We start from the raw sequence: 17384 nt of genomic DNA on the forward strand, positions 1-17384 counted from the left end.
GCCTCCCGGTTCGCGGGGCCCGCCGTCCGCACGCGGTGTGCCCCGACGACCATGGAACAGGCTCGCCCATGAGCTGACCAGGGGCTCTCCAGGTCAGAATTAAGCAAAGGCGTATTTCGGCCCGCCGGGTTACTCTCCGCGGATGGGAACGCAGCACACATATCGGGTCATCGTCCGCGGCACATGGGACGGTCTGGCGGACGGCGCGCGCGAGCGGCTGCTCGCCGAGGTCGACGAGCACGGGCTCGCGTCGATGAGGTTCACGCCGGAGGGATCGCTCACTTACGACCGGGTGCTGAGGCACTTCTCGTACCGGTTCGTGGTGGAGTCGGATGCCGAGGACGGCGAGGAGATGGCGGAGGCGCTCGCCGAGGAGCGGGCCGAGGCGTCGCTCAGGGCGCTCGGTGAGGGGTACGGCTTCGGGGCGCTGAAGTCGTCGGCGACGGACATGGACACGATGAAGGTCAGCCGGAAGCACCGGGCATCTCGGCCGTGAGCGCCCAGCGCTCGTGGTCGCGCCAGGCGCCGTCCACGAAGATGAAGTCGGGCGAGTAGCCCTCCCGGCGGAACCCGGCGCGGCGGGCGAGCGCGATGGACGCCTCGTTGCCCGGCTGCATGTTGATCTCCAGGCGGTGCAGTCCGAGGGGGCCGAAGGCATGCCGGACGACGAGGCCGAGGCCCTCGCTCATGAAGCCGCGGCCCGCCGCGTGCGCGAACACGCCGTAGCCGAGGGCGCCGCTGCGGAAGCCGCCGCGGACGATGTTGTTGATGTTGATGAAGCCGGCGATGCCGCCACCGCCCCCGTCGTCCGTCCGCTCGCACACCAGGAATCCGCAACGGGTCGGATCGTCGATGAGTGCGCCCGCGTAGGCGGCGTAGGTGTCGGCGGCGGTGGGCGGGAAGAGCCAGGGGTGGTGCAGGTCCGCGCTCTCCCGCGCCCGCGCGGTGAACTCTTCTCCGTCCGCGAGCGTGAAGGGGCGTATGCCCACGTGGGGGCCTTGGTCGAGGTGGCGGCGGCTGGTGGCAGACATCCGGCCAGCCTACGCCGCGGCCGTGGGGCGGCAGCGGGTTCGTGTCACTTGCGCCTGCTGATGAAGTAGCCACCGCAGATCGCCCCGATGACGGCGCCGAGCACCGGATGGAGCGGCATGGACACCTCGGGGATCAGCAGGCGGATCCTGACCTGCCGGGTGTTCTCGAAGATGAAGACGACGAGGACGACCAGCTCGATGACGGCGATCCGGCCCGGCGGTCAGGCCCGGTGTGAAGGTGCCGGTGACGCCGCTCCTGTCGGAGCTCACCGTGTCCTTGGGACTCATCCGTGGACCCTTCCGCCGGAGCGACGCGTGCCTTCCCCGCCCAGCATGGGCAGCCGGGCGGGGTTCGCGCACGGCGGGGTGTCCCTCCGGGGCGGGGCGCGCGGCCGTACGGGTGACGGCCCCGGCCCCGGGTCGCCCTACTGTCCGACGACCGGCAGCTCCAGGACACCGGTGTCCTCGGGCGCGCTGGTGACGGTGACGGGCTTGATGCCCTTGTTGCCGCCGTACGCGTCGTCGCTCGCCGCGATGACGAACTGGAGGCGGTGCCCCGTCTCGTAGCGGTGGACGATGCCGGGCAGCGACACCGTGAAGGAGCGGGTCACGTCCGGCACACGGACCGGTGCGACCAGTCGGTGGACGAGTGTCTTGCTGCCGTCCGGCGCGATGTCGTACAGCTTCGCGAAGAGGACGAGTTTGTCGGCGGCGTCGTCCGAGTTCTGGACGCGCTCGGTCTTCGGTGAGACGACCTTGAGGGTGGCCTTCGGAGAGCCCACGACGTCGGTCGTGCTGGTCAGCGGATCGCTGGTCCAGCCGAGGTAGGTGCCCGCGGTGTCGCGCGGGGCGGGGTCGGGCAGGCCGGTCAGGCCGGCGAGGGAGGACTCGGAGTGGCTGGTGGGGATCAGCCAGTTCGCGTACTCGCGGCTGCCGCGCGCGACCTTCGCCCGGTTGTCGACGAGCTTGCCGTCGCCGGACAGGTACAGCTTCCGGCTCAGGGCCGGGACGCTCTGCGCGGTGGCGTAGGTCTGGTCCGGGTCCGTGATCCAGTCGCGGTAGTAGGCGAACGCGGGGCCGGTGTCGACGTCCTTCTTGTGCTGGAGGTAGCGGTCGAACCAGGCGAGGATCCGCTTGCCGACGTACGAGGTCTCCAGGTTGCCCTGCGCGAGGTTGAGTTCGCCGCTCGCCGGATCCGTGAGGCCGCCGCTGTGACCCCAGGACTGCCAGATCATCTTGGTGGTCGTGCCCTGCGCCTTCAGGGTCCCGTACGTGGCCTGCGCCTCGTTCAGGTTGAAGAGGCTGTCGGACTGGCCCTGGACGAGCAGCGTCGGCGCCTTGACCTGCTTCAGGTACGAGACGGGGGAGACGCTGCGCGCGTAGTCGAGCATCGGTCCCGCCTTGTCGGACGGGTAGCGGCCGGAGTTCAGGGTGCTGATCGTCTCGCAGGCGTCGGTGACGAAGTGCAGGCAGGTCAGCTTGTTGATCCGGGACGGGTCGAGGGACGGTTCCAGGAGGGGCTGGCCCTCACCGATCAGGTAGAAGCCGTTGGTCCACTGCCACTTGAAGGAGCCGGGGACGGAGCGGTCGGCGGCGTTGTTCGGGTCGAGGGAGTACGCCAGGTCGTTCCAGGTGATCATCGGGACGAGCGCGTCCACGCGATGGTCGACCGCCGCGGTGGCCAGCTGGATCGCGCCGCCGTACGAGCCGCCGATCATGCCGACGCGGGGGTCGCCCTTGCCGTCCTTGGTGACGTAGTCGGCCTTCGTGCCGTCGTCGGCCGCGCGGGTCCCGGCGAGGAAGTCGACCAGCCCGGAGGCCGCTGCGCCGTCGATGCGGGGGTCGTCGAGCGAGACGAGGCACCCCGACTTGCCGAAGCCGAGTCCGGAGTAGACGAGTCCGACGTAGCCGCGCGCGGCGAAGGCCTTGCCGATGGCGTCGGTCGAGCCGTCGGACTTGCTGCCGCCGAAGCCGTTGGTGGCGAGGACGGCGGGTGCGGTGTGGGTGGCGTCGACGCCGGCGGGCCGGTAGAGGTCGGCATCGACGACGCAGCTGCGGCCGCCGGCCTGGACGGTGAACTTCAGTGCGGTGACGGTGTATTCGCCCGTCTGCTGCGTCTGTGGCGTCGCGTTCGCAGGCGCCGCGAGGGCGAGGGGCGCGGCGACCATGGCGCCGAGGGCCAGCGCCAGTGGTGATCGCGGTCGGGATCGGGGCACGGCACGGGACACGGCTACCTCCACGCTGAGGAAGACCCACCGGCTACCGACCGGTAAGTCTGGGCGTGGTCATGTTGTGACACGTGTCATACGCGGGTCAATCACCAGGACGCGTGTTTCTTGACGAAGATTCAGTAACCGAACGATTCAGGCCAGCGCGGGCACATCCAAGCTCAACGTCCCGGCGTCCGCGTCGAGTTCACCCGTGATGCCGAAGGGGATCGTCAGCGCCCCCTCGCAATGCCCGAAGCCGAACTCCTCGACGATCGGTACGCCGAGACCGCCGAGCCGGTCGACGAGCAGCGCGCGCAACCCGTCGTACGCGTCGCACTCCGCCCAGGACCCGAGCAGGATCCCCGAGACCCCGTCCAGCCAGCCGGTGCGCAGGAGTTGGGTGAGGTAGCGGTCGATGCGGTACGTCTCCTCGCCGGTGTCCTCCAGGCACAGCAGCCCGCCCGCGGCTGACGGACGGGCGTGCGGGGCGCCCAGGTCGGCGGCGAGCAGGCTGAGGCAGCCGCCGAGCGTGACGCCGCGCGCGGTACCGCCCACGAGCGGCCGTCCGCCGTCCACCGACGTGATGGTCTGTACGGTCTCCGGTGCGAAGAGCGTGGCCTTCAAGTGGTCCTGCGCGCGGGCGCTCTTGAGGAAGTCGGCCGCCGCGACCATCGGTCCATGCAGGGTCGCGAGACCGAGCCGGGCGGCGAACGCCTCGTGCAGCGCCGTGATGTCGCTGTACCCGACGAACACCTTGGGCCCGGCCGCCCGCATCGCGTCCCAGTCGAGCAGGTCGGCCATGCGCTGCGCGCCGTATCCGCCCCGCGCGCACAGGACGGCGTCGACGGACGGGTCGCACCAGGCCCGCTGGAGACCGGCGGCGCGCTCGGCGTCACTGCCCGCGAGGTAGTCGAACTTCCCATGGACAGAGCGGACTTGGGGTTCGACGACGGGCTCGAGGTCCCAGCCGCGCAGGATGTCGAGACCTGCCTCCAGCCGGTCCTCGGGCACGGGTCCGCTGGGCGCGACGACGGCGACGCGCGCTCCGGGGGCGAGGCGTGCGGGTCGGGCCGGCGGTGTCGGTGACGTCACTTGGACAGCTCCAGCGTGGGGATCCCGGTCGGATGAAGGCCGAACACCTGGGCGTACAGGGAGAGTTCGGACTCCAGTACGCGGATCATGGTGTCCGCGCGCCGGAACCCGTGGCTCTCGCCCTCGAAGGCGATGTACGCGTGCGGGACGCGGCGCCCCTCCAGGCGGGCGAGGAAGCGCTCGCACTGCGCGGGCGGGCAGATCACGTCGTCGAGGCCCTGAAGCAGCAGGAACGGCGCGGTGAGCCGATCCGCGTGCTCGGCCGGCGAGCGCTCCACGTATCGCGCGGGCACTTCGGCGATCGGTCCGACGAGCGACTCCAGGTACTGGGACTCGAAGTCGTGGGTCTCGCCGGAGCCCCAGGCCGTGAGGTCGAGGATGGGGTAGAGGATCGTGCCGCAGGCGTAGACGTCGGTGCCGGTCAGGGACGCGGCCGTGGTCCAGCCTCCGGCGCTGCCGCCGCGGATCGCGAGCCGGTCGCGGTCGGCGGTGCCCTCGGCGGCGAGCGCGAGCGCCACGGCGGCGCAGTCCTCGACGTCGACGACGCCCCACTGTTCGCGCAGGCGGTTGCGGTAGGCACGGCCGTAGCCGGTGGAGCCGCCGTAGTTGACCTCGGCGACACCGATGCCGCGCGAGGTGAAGTAGGCGATCTCCAGGTCGAGTACGAGGGGCGAGTTCCCGGTGGGGCCGCCGTGGACCCACACGACATAGGGCGGGAGTTCGTCGTCGGGCGCGGCGTGGGTGGGGCTGTGCGGTGGATAGATGTGGGCGTGGATGTCCCTGCCGTCGGGGCCCGCGAAGGTGCGGATCTGCGGCTCCGGGCAGTACGCGGGGTCGACGGCGTCGGTGTGCGCGGCGCCGACGACGCGCGCCCGGCCCGTACACGTGTCGAGCTCCACGACCTCGTGGCCGGTGCGCGGGCTGGCCGCTATGCCGACGACGCGGGTGCCGTGCACGGCGAGGGCGGGGCTCCACTCGGTCCAGGGTCCGGCCGTGTCCACGACCTCGCCGGTCGCCGGGTCGAGCACGCCGAGCGCGGTGGCGCCGACGCCGTGGACGACTGCGATCAGACCGCTCTCCAGCGGGGCGAACCAGCGGTGGCCGATCTTCCAGAGCGGCCCGCCGAACTCCTCCTCGCGCGGGCACAGGGCCCGCGGTTCGCCGTCCGGGCCGACGCGGTAGAGGTTCCACCAGCCGCTGAGGTCGCTGGAGTAGACGAGGGCGCCGTCCGGAGCCCACTCCACCTGTGCGACGGACTCCTCGGGCCCGCCGAACGCCGTCCTCGCCCCGCTGAACGTGCCGTCCTCGGCCACGTCCGCGACAACCAGCTCCGTGCCGTCCCACGGCATGCGCGGATGGTCCCAGGCGAGCCAGGCGGCGCGGCGGCCGTCGGGCGAGAGGCGGGGTCCGGTGACGAACCGGTGGCGCCCGTCGGAGAGTTCGCGCACGGCGGCGCGGTCCCCGGCCGCGCTTCCGTCGAGGGGCACCGCGGCGGCGACGCGGCGCACGTCGGTCGGCCCGTCCCCGGTGAACTCCTCCAGGACGCACCACACTTCGCCCCGGTCGAGGTGGATCTGCGGATCGGCCCAGCGCAGCCCGTCCCCCACCGCGGAGACGGGGGTGAGCGGGCGGGGTACGGCGCCGGGGGCGTCGGGCTCGTAGGCGTAGAGCCGCTGGTCTGCGAAGTCGACAAACACCACCAGCGGACCGCGCGGGCCCTCGGCGCCGGCCCACGGCTGGCCGCCGTACTCGATGACGCGGCTGCGCACGTTCCACGGCGCGGGCAGCACCGTGTGCTCCGATCCGTCGGCGCGCCGCCTGACCAGGGCCCGCCGGCCGCCCTCGCCGGGGCGGGGCTCGGTCCACCACGCCTCGTCGCCGACGAAGCCGACGTACTCCGGTTTCCCGTCGTGCGCGGCGGCGAGCGCGGCCGTGATCGGCGACGGCCACGATCCGTAATTCTGGATCAGCACCAACTTGTCCACGTCCCCCATGACTTCAGAGGCCCCCATGTTCTCCACGTGCGACGCCATTTCCTAGACCGTCTCCCCAATCCGATGCCGAAACCCGCCCGACGGCGCCTACGCGGACCGCAGGAAGCGGTCGAGCACGCGGACTCCGAAGTGCAGTGCCTCTACCGGGACCCGCTCGTCCACGCCGTGGAAGAGCGCCTGGTAGTCGAAGCCCTCGGGGAGCTTCAGCGGCGCGAAGCCGTAGCCCGTGATGCCGAGCCGCGAGAACTGCTTGGCGTCGGTGCCGCCCGACATGCAGTACGGCACGACGTGCCCCTCTGGCGCGAACTCCTCGACGGCCGCGCGCATCCCCGCGAACGTCGGCGAGTCGACCGGCGCCTGGAGCGCGACCTCGCGGTGCTCGAACACCCAGTCCACATCGGGTCCGGTGAGCCGGTCGAGGGTCTCGCGGAACTCGTCCTCGCCGCCCGGCAGATACCGGCCGTCGATGTACGCGCTCGCCTCGCCGGGGATCACGTTGATCTTGTATCCGGCGGACAGCATCGTCGGGTTGGCGCTGTTGCGGACGGTCGGCGCGACGAGCGCCGCGGCCGGGCCGAGCTTGGCGAGAAGTTCGTCGGCCGAGAAGTGCGGGGAGTCCACGCCGGCGTCGATGCCGTACAGGGCGGCGAGTTCGGTCAGCGCGGCCGCCACGGTCGGGGTGAGCCTCACCGGCCACTCGTGCGCGCCGATCCGCGCGACAGCGGCGGCGAGCCTGGTGACGGCGTTGGCGTGGTTCACCTTCGAGCCGTGGCCCGCCTTGCCGTGCGCGGTGAGCCGCAGCCAGCCGGTGCCGCGCTCGCCCGCCGCGATCGGGTATATCTGCTTTCCGTAGCCGTCGTGGAAGGTGAAGGCGCCCGATTCGCTGATGCCCTCGGTGCAGCCCTCGAAGAGGCCGGCGTGCTGGTCCGCGAGGAAGCCGGAGCCGTCCTCGGCGCTCGCCTCCTCGTCGGCGGTGAAGGCGACGACGATGTCCCGGCGCGGGCGCACCCCGGCGCGGGCCCACTGCCGGACGACCGCGAGGATCATCGCGTCCATGTTCTTCATGTCGACCGCGCCCCGGCCCCACACGACCCCGTCGCGGATCTCTCCGGAGAACGGGTGCACGCTCCAGTCGGTGGCCTCCGCGGGGACGACGTCGAGGTGGCCGTGGACGAGCATCGCGTCGGCGGACGGGTCCGTGCCGGCGATGCGCGCGACGACGTTCGTGCGCCCCTTCGTGCGTTCGAGGAGGGTGGGCTCAAGGCCGGCTTCGGCGAGCTTCTCGGCCGCGTACTCGGCGGCCGGGCGCTCCTGGCAGTCGCCGCCCCCGCGGTTGGTGGTGTCGATGCGGATCAGCTCGGACGTGAAGGTCACGACCTCGTCGAGCGCCTGATCGTCCACCTGAAATGCCTGGTCAGCCATACTGTTCCTCCACCGCGGCCGAGACGATCGTGGTGACCGCCTTGAAGGTGCGGATGCCGTCGTACATGGTGTCGTTCGTGTAGGAGATCCTGCGCTCGCCGGTGCGCCGGACTCCGGGCACCACCGTCGCGGCCATCGACAGATGCTCGGCGTCGAACTCGAGCTCGATGGTGAACGGGCCGCCCTCGACGGGCTCGTGCCGCACGGCGAGCGCCGCCGCCTCCTGCGCCGCGGCCCTGATGTCGGCGGCGGTCCGCTTCGGCGTACGACAGACAGCCGCATACCGGGACACATAGTCCTTGACCGCGACCTTGCGGGCCTCGGGCGCGTAGCCGAGCGCGTCGTCGCAGGCGAGGTCGTCGCCGGTGACGAGGACGACGGGTACGCCGTACTCGGCGACGACGTGCGCGTTCAGCAGGCCCTCGCTCGCCCGTACGCCGTTGATCCAGACGCCGGTGATGGAGTTGGCGAGGTACGTGTGGGCGAGCACGCCCTCCGTGCCGGCGCCCGTGTGGTAGCCGACGAACGCGATGCCGTCGACGTCGCCGTGCTGGACGCCCTCGACCATGGAGAGCGCCTTGTGGCGGCCCGTGATCATCTCCGCGCGTTCGTCGAGCTGCTCCAGGAGCAGATTGCGCATCGACCAGTGGGCCTCGTTGATGAGCACCTCGTCGGCGCCCCCGTCGAAGAAGCCGAGCACGGCGGCGTTGACGTCCGAGGTGAACATGGACCGGCAGCGCTCCCACTGCGGGGTGCCGGGCAGCACGTCCCCCGGCCAGGTCACGCCGGTGGCGCCCTCCATGTCGGCGCTGATGAGGATCTTCATGGCGCAACACGGTACGCGTCAGAGAACGCGCAGGCCAGAGCCACCCTGAGAGCCAGAGGTCCAGTCCACCGAAAGGCGGCGGGCATCCCTCCGGTCGGCGGATGCGCCGGTGTCAGGACGCGGCCGGGTCCCGGCGCTCCTCGACCTCGTCCGCCTTCATCGCCCGCGTCTCGCTCTTGAGGATCCGGAGCGACTTGCCGAGCGCGCGCGCCGTGTCGGGCAGTTTCTTCGAACCGAACAGGACGATGACCACGATCGCCACAATGAGCAGGTGCCAGGGCTCAAGACCGTTGCGGAACATTTTCGCCCCACCCTTCGTCTCTTCGGATGAGGTGGGCACCACGGACGGCCCCCACCAAGAAGCTTGCTACATTGCGCAACTGTACAACCCCGGATCCGAGTGAGGGCGCACCCCATGGCAGGCACCCGTGAGCAGTTGGCACCCGCGCGCCGAGGCGGCGGCGCCAAGTCCCCCGCGCGCGCGGCGCGACCGAGGCGCAGCCGCGTGCGCTTCACGCTCGCGATAGCCCTGTCCCTGCTCGTCCTCCTGACGGGAGGCGTGGGCTGGGTGTATCTGAAACTCGGCGGCGACATCAACACGTTCAGCTCGGACGGCATCTCCGGCGACCGCCCCGACGCCGACGCGTCGAAGGGGGAGAACGTCCTCGTCATCGGCTCCGACGCGCGCACCGGGGGCAACGAGGCACTCGGCGGGGGCGACAAGGGCGACATCGGCCGCTCGGACACGGCGTTCCTGCTGCACGTCTACGCCGACCATCGCAACGCCGTGGCGGTGTCCGTCCCGCGCGACACCCTCGTCACGATCCCGCCCTGCAAACTGCCCGACGGCAGCTGGACCAGCACGCGGCCCGACACGATGTTCAACGCGGCGTACTCGACCGGCGAGACCGCCGGCGGGAACCCCGCCTGCACGCAGAACACGGTGGAGAAGCTGACGGGCCTGCGGGTCGACCACACCGTCGTCGTGGACTTCAAGGGCTTCGCCGCCCTGACCGACGTCGTCGGCGGCGTGAAGGTGTGCCTGCCGCAACCCATCTACCAGCGCGACCTGAACCCCCATCGCACGACCCCGGGCAAGCTCCTGTTCCCGCGCGGCGAGCAGAACGTCTCCGGGCAGAAGGCCCTCGACTACGTCCGCCTGCGGCACGGCATAGGCGACGGCTCCGACATCGGCCGCATCAAGCGGCAACAGGCCTTCGTCGGAAGCCTGATCAAGGAGATCAAGAACAACGGCCTGACGCCCACGAAGCTCCTGCCGCTCGCGAACGCGGCCACGAGGTCGATGACCGTCGACCCGGGCCTCGGCTCCGCCGACAAGCTCCTCTCCTTCGCGATGTCCCTCAAGAACGTCGACCTGCACAACACCAAGTTCGTCACGATCCCCTGGCGCTACGAGGGAAGCCGCGTCGCGGTCGTCGAGCCGGACGCCGACGCGCTGTGGGCGTCGCTCAGAGAGGACCGGACACTCGACGGGAAGGACGCCAGCGGCAAGAAGGGCGCCAGGCCGAGCGCCTCACCCGCGCCCTCCGCCGCGCCGGATCCGGGGGACGGCATCCGCGTCACGGTCTACAACGGAACGACCGTCATGGGACTGGCCGCCCAAGCCGCGCGCGCCCTTGAGGACGACGGGTTCACCGTCACGGGCACGGCGACCGCGAACACCCGGAACCAGGCGACCACACTCATCCGGTACGGCCCCGGCGAGAAGGCACGAGCGGGCACGCTCGCCCAGCGGTTCCCGGGCGCACGCCTCGAAGAGACCTCGACCGCGGGCATCAAGGCGATTCTCGGGCAGGACTACGCGGACCGTCCGTCGACCGCCGCGACGGCGTCGCCGGAACCCACCGGCATACCGTCCGACGTCTCCGACGACGCCCGCTCCGCCGACGACAGCCTGTGCTCGAACCTGTCCTACGGATGACGCGCCACGGCTGAGCACTGCGGCTGGACCGATGCAACCGACCGGGACCGTTCAGCGTCTTCACCTCTGTCTGTACAGTTGCGCAAATTCGCAACGCACAGCCGAAGCACAAGCACCACACATCACCGAGGGGAACGACGCACACGTGGGCATCATCAGCTGGATCATCCTCGGCCTCGTCGCCGGAGTCATCGCCAAGGTCCTGCTCCCCGGCCGCGACCCGGGCGGCCTGATAGGCACCACCCTCATCGGCGTCGCGGGCGCGTTCGTCGGCGGCTGGATCTCGTCGCGGTTCCTGGACCGCCCGATCGACAACCAGTTCTTCGACGGGACCACCTGGATCGCGGCCATCGGCGGCTCGCTCGTGCTGCTCATCGGCTACCGCCTGCTCTTCGGCAACTCACGCGACTGACGGGCCGGTCGATCCCCCATGGGCCCCGGCCCGCCGGCGTCACCGTCCGGGCCGGTGCGCCTCACGAGCATCCCTCCCCGTTCGGCGCACGGCGCCGGTGAGGTGCTGCTCCACGACGAGGGCGGCGCGCTCGTCGGCCAGGTCCGCTTCCGGCTGTGCGCGCCGTGCCGCACGGGCCGGCTCCTCGGCATCTGGATCCTGGAGTCACGCCGGCAGGAAGGGCTCGGCCGGCGGGCGGTGCGAGTCGCGCTGGCCCAGGGCCACGGCTACCGCTGGAACACCACCCTCCAGACGCGCCCCGGGCGCGGCTTCTTCCTCGCGGTGACCGCGCACGAAGGCGTCCCGCTCGGGCGCGGCCGGCCGCTCTGCCCGCATCTCCTGGGCCCCTTCGGCAACGCTCTGCGCCGCCTCGGCCTGCGACGGCTAGGGGTGTCCGGCGGATCAGGGTCGAATAGGTCGCGGCGCCTGGCGCGGTGCATCGCAAGGCGCCGGAGCCTCCTGATAGCGGAGCTGTTCGGACGTTTCGGCAACGCGGCGAGGTGCCGTGCCAGGCGCCGCGGCCCCGGCCATGATCCGCCGGACACCCCCTAGTGCGCCCGCCCCACGACGAGCCAGCGTGACGGGAGCTCGATGCGGGTGCCGTCCGGTGTGTACTCCGTGGTGGTGAGCGGGAGTTCGCCGCTCGCGAGCACGTCGAGGCCCGCGGTACGTACGTAGTCGGGGACCGCCGCGTCGGACACCTCGCCGGGTGCGATGCCGTGCGCGAAGACCGGTGCCAGCTTCGCGGGCGGGCCCGTGGGGCTCTGCGCGAGAGACATCAGGACGGGCCGGGCGGCCTCGGCGAGCTCCACGACGAAGGCCCGGCCGCGCTCGCCGACGAGCGCCGCGATGCCGTCGACCAGGGCCTGGCGGTCGTCGGTCTCGCACTGGTGGAGCACGCCCCGCATGTACACGTTCGCGTCGCCGAGCTCGGAGTGCAGCTGGTGGGCCTCGGTCTGCTCGGTGGCGTCGAGCTGCCGGAAGTCGGCCCGGCCCGCGGGGTCGGCGTGCCGGGCGTGGCCGAGGGCGGCGTCGGAGAGGTCGGCGCCGACGACGCGCGGGTAGCGGTCGGCGAGGAAGCGCGTCTGGGTGCCGTTCCCGCAGCCGAGGTCCACGACGGGAAGGCCCTCCGTCAAGTGCGGCTCGAACAGGGCGAGATGAACCTTCGCGGTGAGGGCGGGCTCGGCGTCCCAGAAGACTCCGCCGGGTTCGCCGGGAGCCTCGCGCCAGAAGCTCTCCCAGGCGTCCTTGTACCGACTCGTCACGCTCATCTGCAACTCCCGGGGTGCGGTGGCACGGCAAGATCGGTCTACCGCGCCCCGGGCCCGCCCACAAGCACCCGGCACATACCTTCACGCCGCATTCGATGCGTGTACGCCCGCCGCGCCCCCTCGCCAACTACGCCCGTGGCAACGCCAGTTCGAACCATACGGTCTTGCCGGAGCCCGTACGACTCGTGCCCCACTCCCTGGCAAGGGCGCTCACGACGCGCAGGCCGCGCCCGAACTCGTCGCCCGGGCCCGCGTTGAGCAGCGTCGGCAGCCTCTGGTCGTCGTCCTCGACCTCGCACACGAGGGTCCCCGAGCGCACCAGGCGTACCTCGACGCTGCGGGTGCGGGCGTGCCGTACGGCGTTGGCGACGAGCTCCCCGGCCATCATTTCCGCGGGGGCGGTGAGCGCGCCGAGTCCCCAGGCCGTGAGCTGGTCGCGGACGAGGGCGCGCGTGCGGGGCACTTCGGCGGGGCCGGGGGTGACGCTCCAGTGGGCGACGTCCTCGGGCGCGATGCCGTTGAGCCGGGCCATGAGGAGGGCGACGTCGTCCTTGCGGCCGCCGCGGGTGTTCAGGGATCTGATGATGGTGTCGCAGGCGGCGTCCATGGAGGCCGCGGGGTGGGCGGCGGACTCGCAGAGCGTGGCGAGGCCGACGCCGATGTCCTCGCCACGCACTTCGACGAGACCATCGGTGCACATGACGAGCCGGTCGCCGGGCGCCATCGGGACGCGGACCGATTCGAAGGGGACGCCGCCGACGCCGATGGGCGCGCCGGTGGGCAGTTCGAGCAGCTCGCTGCGGCCGTCCTCGGCGCGGACGAGGACCGGCGGGATGTGCCCGGCGTTGGCGAGCTCCAGCTCGTTCGCGATCGGGTCGTAGACCGCGTACAGGCAGGTCGCGAGGTAGTGCTCGCCGAGGCGCTGAGCGAGGTCGTCGAGGTTGCGCAGGAGCTGGGCCGGCGGCAGGTCCAGGGCGGCCATGGTCTGGACGGCGGTGCGCAACTGGCCCATCATCGCCGCCGAGTTGAGCCCGTGACCCATGACATCGCCGACGACGAGTGCGGTCCGCGAGCCCGGCAGCTTGATCGAGTCGAACCAGTCGCCGCCGACGCGGCCGAGGAGCGTGCCGGGCAGATATCGGGTGGCGATGTCGCAGCCCGGCATGTGCGGCTCGATGTGCGGCAGCATGCTGTCCTGGAGGGTCTCGGCAACGCTCTCCTGGTACGTGTACATGCGGGCGTTGTCGAGGACCAGGCCCGCGCGGGCGGCGAGTTCGGCGCCGGTGACGCGGTCCATGTCGTTGAAGACCGGGCGTTCCCGGTGGCGCAGCAGGATCATGAACCCGAGGACGACGTTGCGCGCCTTCAGGGGCACCACCAGCATCGAGCGGTTGGTGATGAGGGGCCTGATGTCGCGCTTCTCGAACTGCGACGCGATCGCGTTGCCCATCTCCTCGGTGATGCGCGGGACGAGGACGGGCTGCCCTGAGGTCATGCACTGGAAGAACGGCGTGTGCGCGGGGAACGGCATGGACTCGCCGACGGGCACGACGTCGTCCCAGCGGCCCGGCTCGTCCGTGTGCTCCAGGGCGACGCGGTGCCACAGGGTGGTCGCGTCGGGCGGGCCTTCGGGGAACCCCTCGCCCGCGACGACCTGTTCGCGCAGATAGGTGCCCGCGACGTCCGTGAAGCGCGGCACGACGGCCCGGCTGACCTCGATGATCGTGCGGGACAGGTCGAGGGACGAACCGATGCGCCCGCTCACCTCGTTGAGGAACTCCAGGTGTTCGCGGACGGCGGCGTACTCGAGGTCGTCCGCGTCGTCGGGTGCGCGGCGCGGCGCGGGCAGTCCGGCGGCGGCCGCGCGGGCGGCCTCCTCCCTGCGGGCCTTGCGCTCGGCGCGCCGGGGCACGCCCCAGTCGGCGGTGACGGGTACGCGGTCGTGGAGGCTGAACTCCAGTACGGGATAGCCGAGTTCGAGCACCTGGGAAACGATGCGGGCGCTCTCGCCGACGCTCATGCTGGGCAGGATGGCGGGGAGTCCGCGGGCCAGCTCGTCGGCTCCGGGAAAGTCGGTGTGCAGGGCGAAGCCGGGCGCGATGCGCTCCACGGGATGCCCGTCGGGCACGTCGTCGGCGTGCAGCCGGCCGGCGTCGGCGGCGAGTACGAGCAGCTTCTCGGGACCGGGGCCGACGAGCGGATAGGCCCACCACAGGACATCGATGCGCTCCCGGCGCGGAGCTTCGAGGCGGGCGCGGCCCGCGGCGGGGTACGAGGCCCGCCCCTCGAGCGAGGAGCCCAGGCCGGGGCCGAGCCCGTCGTACGCGCCCTCTTCCCCGTACGCCTCGGAGTTGAGGCCGTCGGGCAGTGCGCCGGAGACGGGCAGCAGGTCGGTGGCGGGGCGGCCGACGGCGTCCTCGCGCGCGGGACCGAAGAGGCGGCGCGCGCCGGTGCTCCAGTGCGAGACGAGTCCGGACTCGTCGACCACGACGACCGCCAGGGGTACGCGGCCGGGCACGGGGCTCTGTGGGGCCGTCCCGGTGCCACTGTGCATGGCCTGCGCTCCCTTCCCCGCGCGGCGACCGAGCGTCATTGGTTCGGCCCTTTCCCGTTCCACGGTACGCGGTACGGGGGTACAGGGGGCTGCATCGGCCGAATTGAACGGGCACGGAGTACCGGGGCCGGGCACCGCGCCCGGCCCCAACGCTCAGTCCTCGTGGCCCAGTTGCAGGTCGCGCTCCGTGCGGCCGCCGCCCGCCATGTGCAGCACCGTGGCGACCGGCGGGTAACCGGCGGCGATCACGGTGTACTCGCCCGACGACAGGTCGACGAAGCGGAACGTGCCGTCGGCGCCCGTCGTGAGGGTGTCGACGACGTTGCCCGCCGCGTCGAGGAGGGTCACCCGCGCGTCCTCGACGGGGCGTCCGCCGCCGGCCCTGACCGTGCCGCGCAGCACGGCGCCGCCCGCGAGTTCGACGTCCTGGCGGGTCTCGCGCGCGGCCATCACGGTGACGGGGAGCGCGGCGGGGCGGAACGCGGGCGCGCTCCCGGCGAGCGTGTACTCGCCGGCCACCAGCTCCGTGATGACGTAGCCGCCTTCACGCCCGCTGCGGGTCGTGGAGACGACCTCGCCGTGGACGTTGGTCAGGGTCACGGTGGCGTCGCGCACGGGCGCGCCGTCTGCGGTCAGCACGCTCCCGGCGAGCCGCCCGGCGCCGCCGAGGACGACGTCGAGGTCGACGGGCCGCTCCCCCACGGTGACGGTCACGGCCTGGGGCTGGTGTCCGCCCGCCGCCGCGATCAGGACGTAACTTCCGGCGCCGGGCGTCGACAGGGCGTACCGGCCGTCGTCGCCGCTCGCGCCGCGTCCGATCTGCTGGCCGCCGACGTCGATGAGGGTGAGCGCGGCGCGCGGCACCGCGGTCCCGTCGGGGTGCTGGACGATGCCGCAGACCGGCACGCCGGCGCCGTACGAGGTCCGGGCCTGGGACGGGACTGAGGCGCTCTCGCCGCTCGGGGCGCTGTGGGGGGCGGCACTGGACAACAGGGGTGTCTCCTTGAGGAAGAAGGCGATCACGAGGCCGAGGACGAGCACCGGGACGAGGTAGAGGAAGATCCGGGGCATCGCGTCGGCGTACGCCTGGATGTAGCCGTCGCGCAGCGCGCGCGGCAGGGAGTGGACGAGCTGCGGGGTGATGGACTCCGGGTCGGGCAGGCCCGTCCCCTTGGGCAGCCGGTCCGCGAGGGCGTCGGCGAGCCGGTCGGCGAAGAGCGTGCCGAAGATCGCGGCGCCGACGCTGCCGCCGATCTGCCGGAAGTAGTTGTTGGCGCTGGTCGCGGTGCCGATGTCGGCGGGGCGTACGGCGTTCTGCACGGCGAGGATCAGGACCGGCATGATCAGGCCGATGCCCGCTCCGAGTACGGCCATGTAGAGGCTGTAGTGCAGTCGCGGGGTGTCGACTTCGAGGCGGGACAGGAGCCACATGCCCGCCGTCGACAGGGCCCCGCCGAGGATCGGGTAGATCTTGTAGTGCCCGGTGCGGCTGATGAGTTGGCCGGAGACGATCGAGGCGATGACGATGCCGCCCATCATCGGCAGCATCAGCAGCCCCGACTCGGTGGCGCTCGCGCCGTCGACCATCTGGAGGAACGTCGGCAGGTAACTGGCCGCTCCGAAGAGGGCGATGCCGATGACCATGCCGACCAGGCCGGTGATGTTGAAGACGGGGTCGCGGAACAGCCGCAGCGGGATGATGGGTTCGGCGGCGAAGTGCTCGGCGACGACGAAGAGCACGGCCGTCACGGCCGCTCCGGCGGCGAGCCCCAGGATGACCCGCGAACCCCAGGCGTACTCGGTACCGCCCCAACTGGTCAGCAGGACGAGGCAGGTCGATGCCGCCGCGAGGAGCAGGGCCCCGAGGATGTCGAGTTTGGCCTTGACCTCGGGCCGGGGCAGTTTGAGTACGACGGTGACGACGGCGAACGTGACCAGGCCGAAGGGCACGTTGATGTAGAAGCACCAGCGCCAGGTGAGGTGGTCGGTGAAGTAGCCGCCGAGCAGCGGGCCCGCGACGGACGCGAGGCCGAACGCGGCGCCGATGAGGCCCATGTAGCGGCCGCGTTCGCGAGGCGGCACGATGTCCGCGATGATCGCCTGCACACCGATCATGAGTCCGCCGGCGCCGATGCCCTGGACGGCGCGGAACGCGATGAGTTCGTCCATGTTGCGCGACCAGCCGGCCAGCGCGGAGCCGACGACGAAGACGGCGATGGCGAACTGGAAGACGCCCTTGCGGCCGAAGAGGTCGCCGAGCTTGCCGTAGATCGGCAGGCCGATGGTGGCGGTCAGGAGATAGGCGGTGATCGCCCAGGACATCTTGTCGAGACCGTGCAGCTCGCCGACGACCTTGGGCAGCGCGGTGGCGACGATCATCTGGTCGAGCGCGGCGAGCAGCAGCGCCAGCATGAGCCCGAAGAAGACCATGCGGACCCGGCTCGGGCTGAGGCCGTGGTCCGGGAACTGCCCCTGCTCCACGGCCGGTTGGGGCTCGGGGGCCGGGGTCGGTTCCGTCGCCGGCACCGGCCCCGGCTCACTCGTCACCAGCGTCGTCGTGCCCACCTGTCGCTCCCCTCGTCGCACCTGCG

The 17384-nt window shown here is 71.7% G+C and carries 14 protein-coding genes and 1 pseudogene; 5 read left to right on the plus strand and 10 right to left on the minus strand.

The features are described from left to right. Positions 1–142: 142 nt before the first annotated feature. Positions 143–496, plus strand: coding sequence for a DUF6204 family protein (locus OG698_RS12385; protein WP_406103136.1), 354 nt, complete (start codon positions 143–145; stop codon positions 494–496). On the opposite strand, the gene OG698_RS12390 is transcribed toward OG698_RS12385, so the two are convergent. Then, positions 465–1031 (minus strand): GNAT family N-acetyltransferase, encoded by a 567-nt coding sequence (locus OG698_RS12390; RefSeq protein WP_406103137.1) that lies wholly within the window; start codon positions 1029–1031, stop codon positions 465–467. The two genes, OG698_RS12385 and OG698_RS12390, sit on opposite strands and share 32 nt — an antisense overlap. A gap of 41 nt (positions 1032–1072) precedes the next feature. Between OG698_RS12390 and OG698_RS12395 the strand changes: the two genes are divergently transcribed. Next, on the plus strand, positions 1073–1267 hold the full coding sequence (locus OG698_RS12395) for a hypothetical protein (RefSeq protein WP_406103138.1): 195 nt from the start codon (positions 1073–1075) through the stop codon (positions 1265–1267). Positions 1268–1456: 189 nt separating this feature from the next. Here OG698_RS12395 and OG698_RS12400 read toward each other — a convergent pair whose 3' ends face one another. From OG698_RS12400 to tatA, 6 genes and pseudogenes are all read right to left on the minus strand, one after another. After that, a complete protein-coding gene (locus OG698_RS12400; RefSeq protein WP_406111003.1) occupies positions 1457–3199 on the minus strand; it encodes a CocE/NonD family hydrolase in 1743 nt (580 codons plus the stop codon). Between the two features lie 195 nt (positions 3200–3394). Then, the gene (locus OG698_RS12405; protein WP_406103139.1) at positions 3395–4333 is read right to left on the minus strand and encodes an LD-carboxypeptidase; all 939 of its coding nucleotides are present in this window, start codon (positions 4331–4333) and stop codon (positions 3395–3397) included. Beyond that, positions 4330–6327: a prolyl oligopeptidase family serine peptidase gene (locus OG698_RS12410; RefSeq protein WP_406111005.1), complete on the minus strand. Its 1998-nt coding sequence runs from the start codon at positions 6325–6327 to the stop codon at positions 4330–4332. Before OG698_RS12410 ends, OG698_RS12405 begins: the two co-directional genes overlap by 4 nt. An 87-nt stretch (positions 6328–6414) precedes the next feature. Beyond that, a complete protein-coding gene (locus tag OG698_RS12415) occupies positions 6415–7749 on the minus strand; it encodes a M20/M25/M40 family metallo-hydrolase (protein WP_406103140.1) in 1335 nt (444 codons plus the stop codon). After that, entirely contained in the window at positions 7742–8575 is an 834-nt protein-coding gene (locus tag OG698_RS12420; protein ID WP_406103141.1) for a M55 family metallopeptidase, read from the minus strand. Before OG698_RS12420 ends, OG698_RS12415 begins: the two co-directional genes overlap by 8 nt. A gap of 145 nt (positions 8576–8720) precedes the next feature. Then, a pseudogene (gene tatA, locus OG698_RS12425) lies at positions 8721–8876 on the minus strand (Sec-independent protein translocase subunit TatA); the annotation flags it as partial. 114 nt (positions 8877–8990) lie between these two features. Between tatA and OG698_RS12430 the strand changes: the two are divergent. From OG698_RS12430 to OG698_RS12440, 3 genes are all read left to right on the plus strand, one after another. Next, entirely contained in the window at positions 8991–10517 is a 1527-nt protein-coding gene (locus OG698_RS12430; RefSeq protein ID WP_406103142.1) for an LCP family protein, read from the plus strand. A gap of 145 nt (positions 10518–10662) precedes the next feature. Further along, positions 10663–10929: a GlsB/YeaQ/YmgE family stress response membrane protein gene (locus OG698_RS12435; RefSeq protein WP_100591537.1), complete on the plus strand. Its 267-nt coding sequence runs from the start codon at positions 10663–10665 to the stop codon at positions 10927–10929. A gap of 54 nt (positions 10930–10983) precedes the next feature. Next, on the plus strand, positions 10984–11520 hold the full coding sequence (locus OG698_RS12440) for a hypothetical protein (protein ID WP_406103143.1): 537 nt from the start codon (positions 10984–10986) through the stop codon (positions 11518–11520). Here the strand turns inward: OG698_RS12440 and OG698_RS12445 are convergent. The 3 genes from OG698_RS12445 to OG698_RS12455 all read right to left on the minus strand — a co-directional run bounded on the left by OG698_RS12445 (position 11517) and on the right by OG698_RS12455 (position 17358). Then, entirely contained in the window at positions 11517–12239 is a 723-nt protein-coding gene (locus OG698_RS12445; protein ID WP_406103144.1) for a class I SAM-dependent methyltransferase, read from the minus strand. The genes OG698_RS12440 and OG698_RS12445 overlap by 4 nt on opposite strands. A gap of 127 nt (positions 12240–12366) precedes the next feature. Then, a complete protein-coding gene (locus OG698_RS12450; RefSeq protein WP_406103145.1) occupies positions 12367–14793 on the minus strand; it encodes a SpoIIE family protein phosphatase in 2427 nt (808 codons plus the stop codon). Between the two features lie 153 nt (positions 14794–14946). Further along, positions 14947–17358 (minus strand): MFS transporter, encoded by a 2412-nt coding sequence (locus OG698_RS12455; RefSeq protein ID WP_406103146.1) that lies wholly within the window; start codon positions 17356–17358, stop codon positions 14947–14949. Positions 17359–17384: the final 26 nt, after the last annotated feature.

The sequence above is a fragment of the Streptomyces sp. NBC_01003 genome (genome assembly GCF_045162695.1).
Classification (GTDB): domain Bacteria; phylum Actinomycetota; class Actinomycetes; order Streptomycetales; family Streptomycetaceae; genus Streptomyces.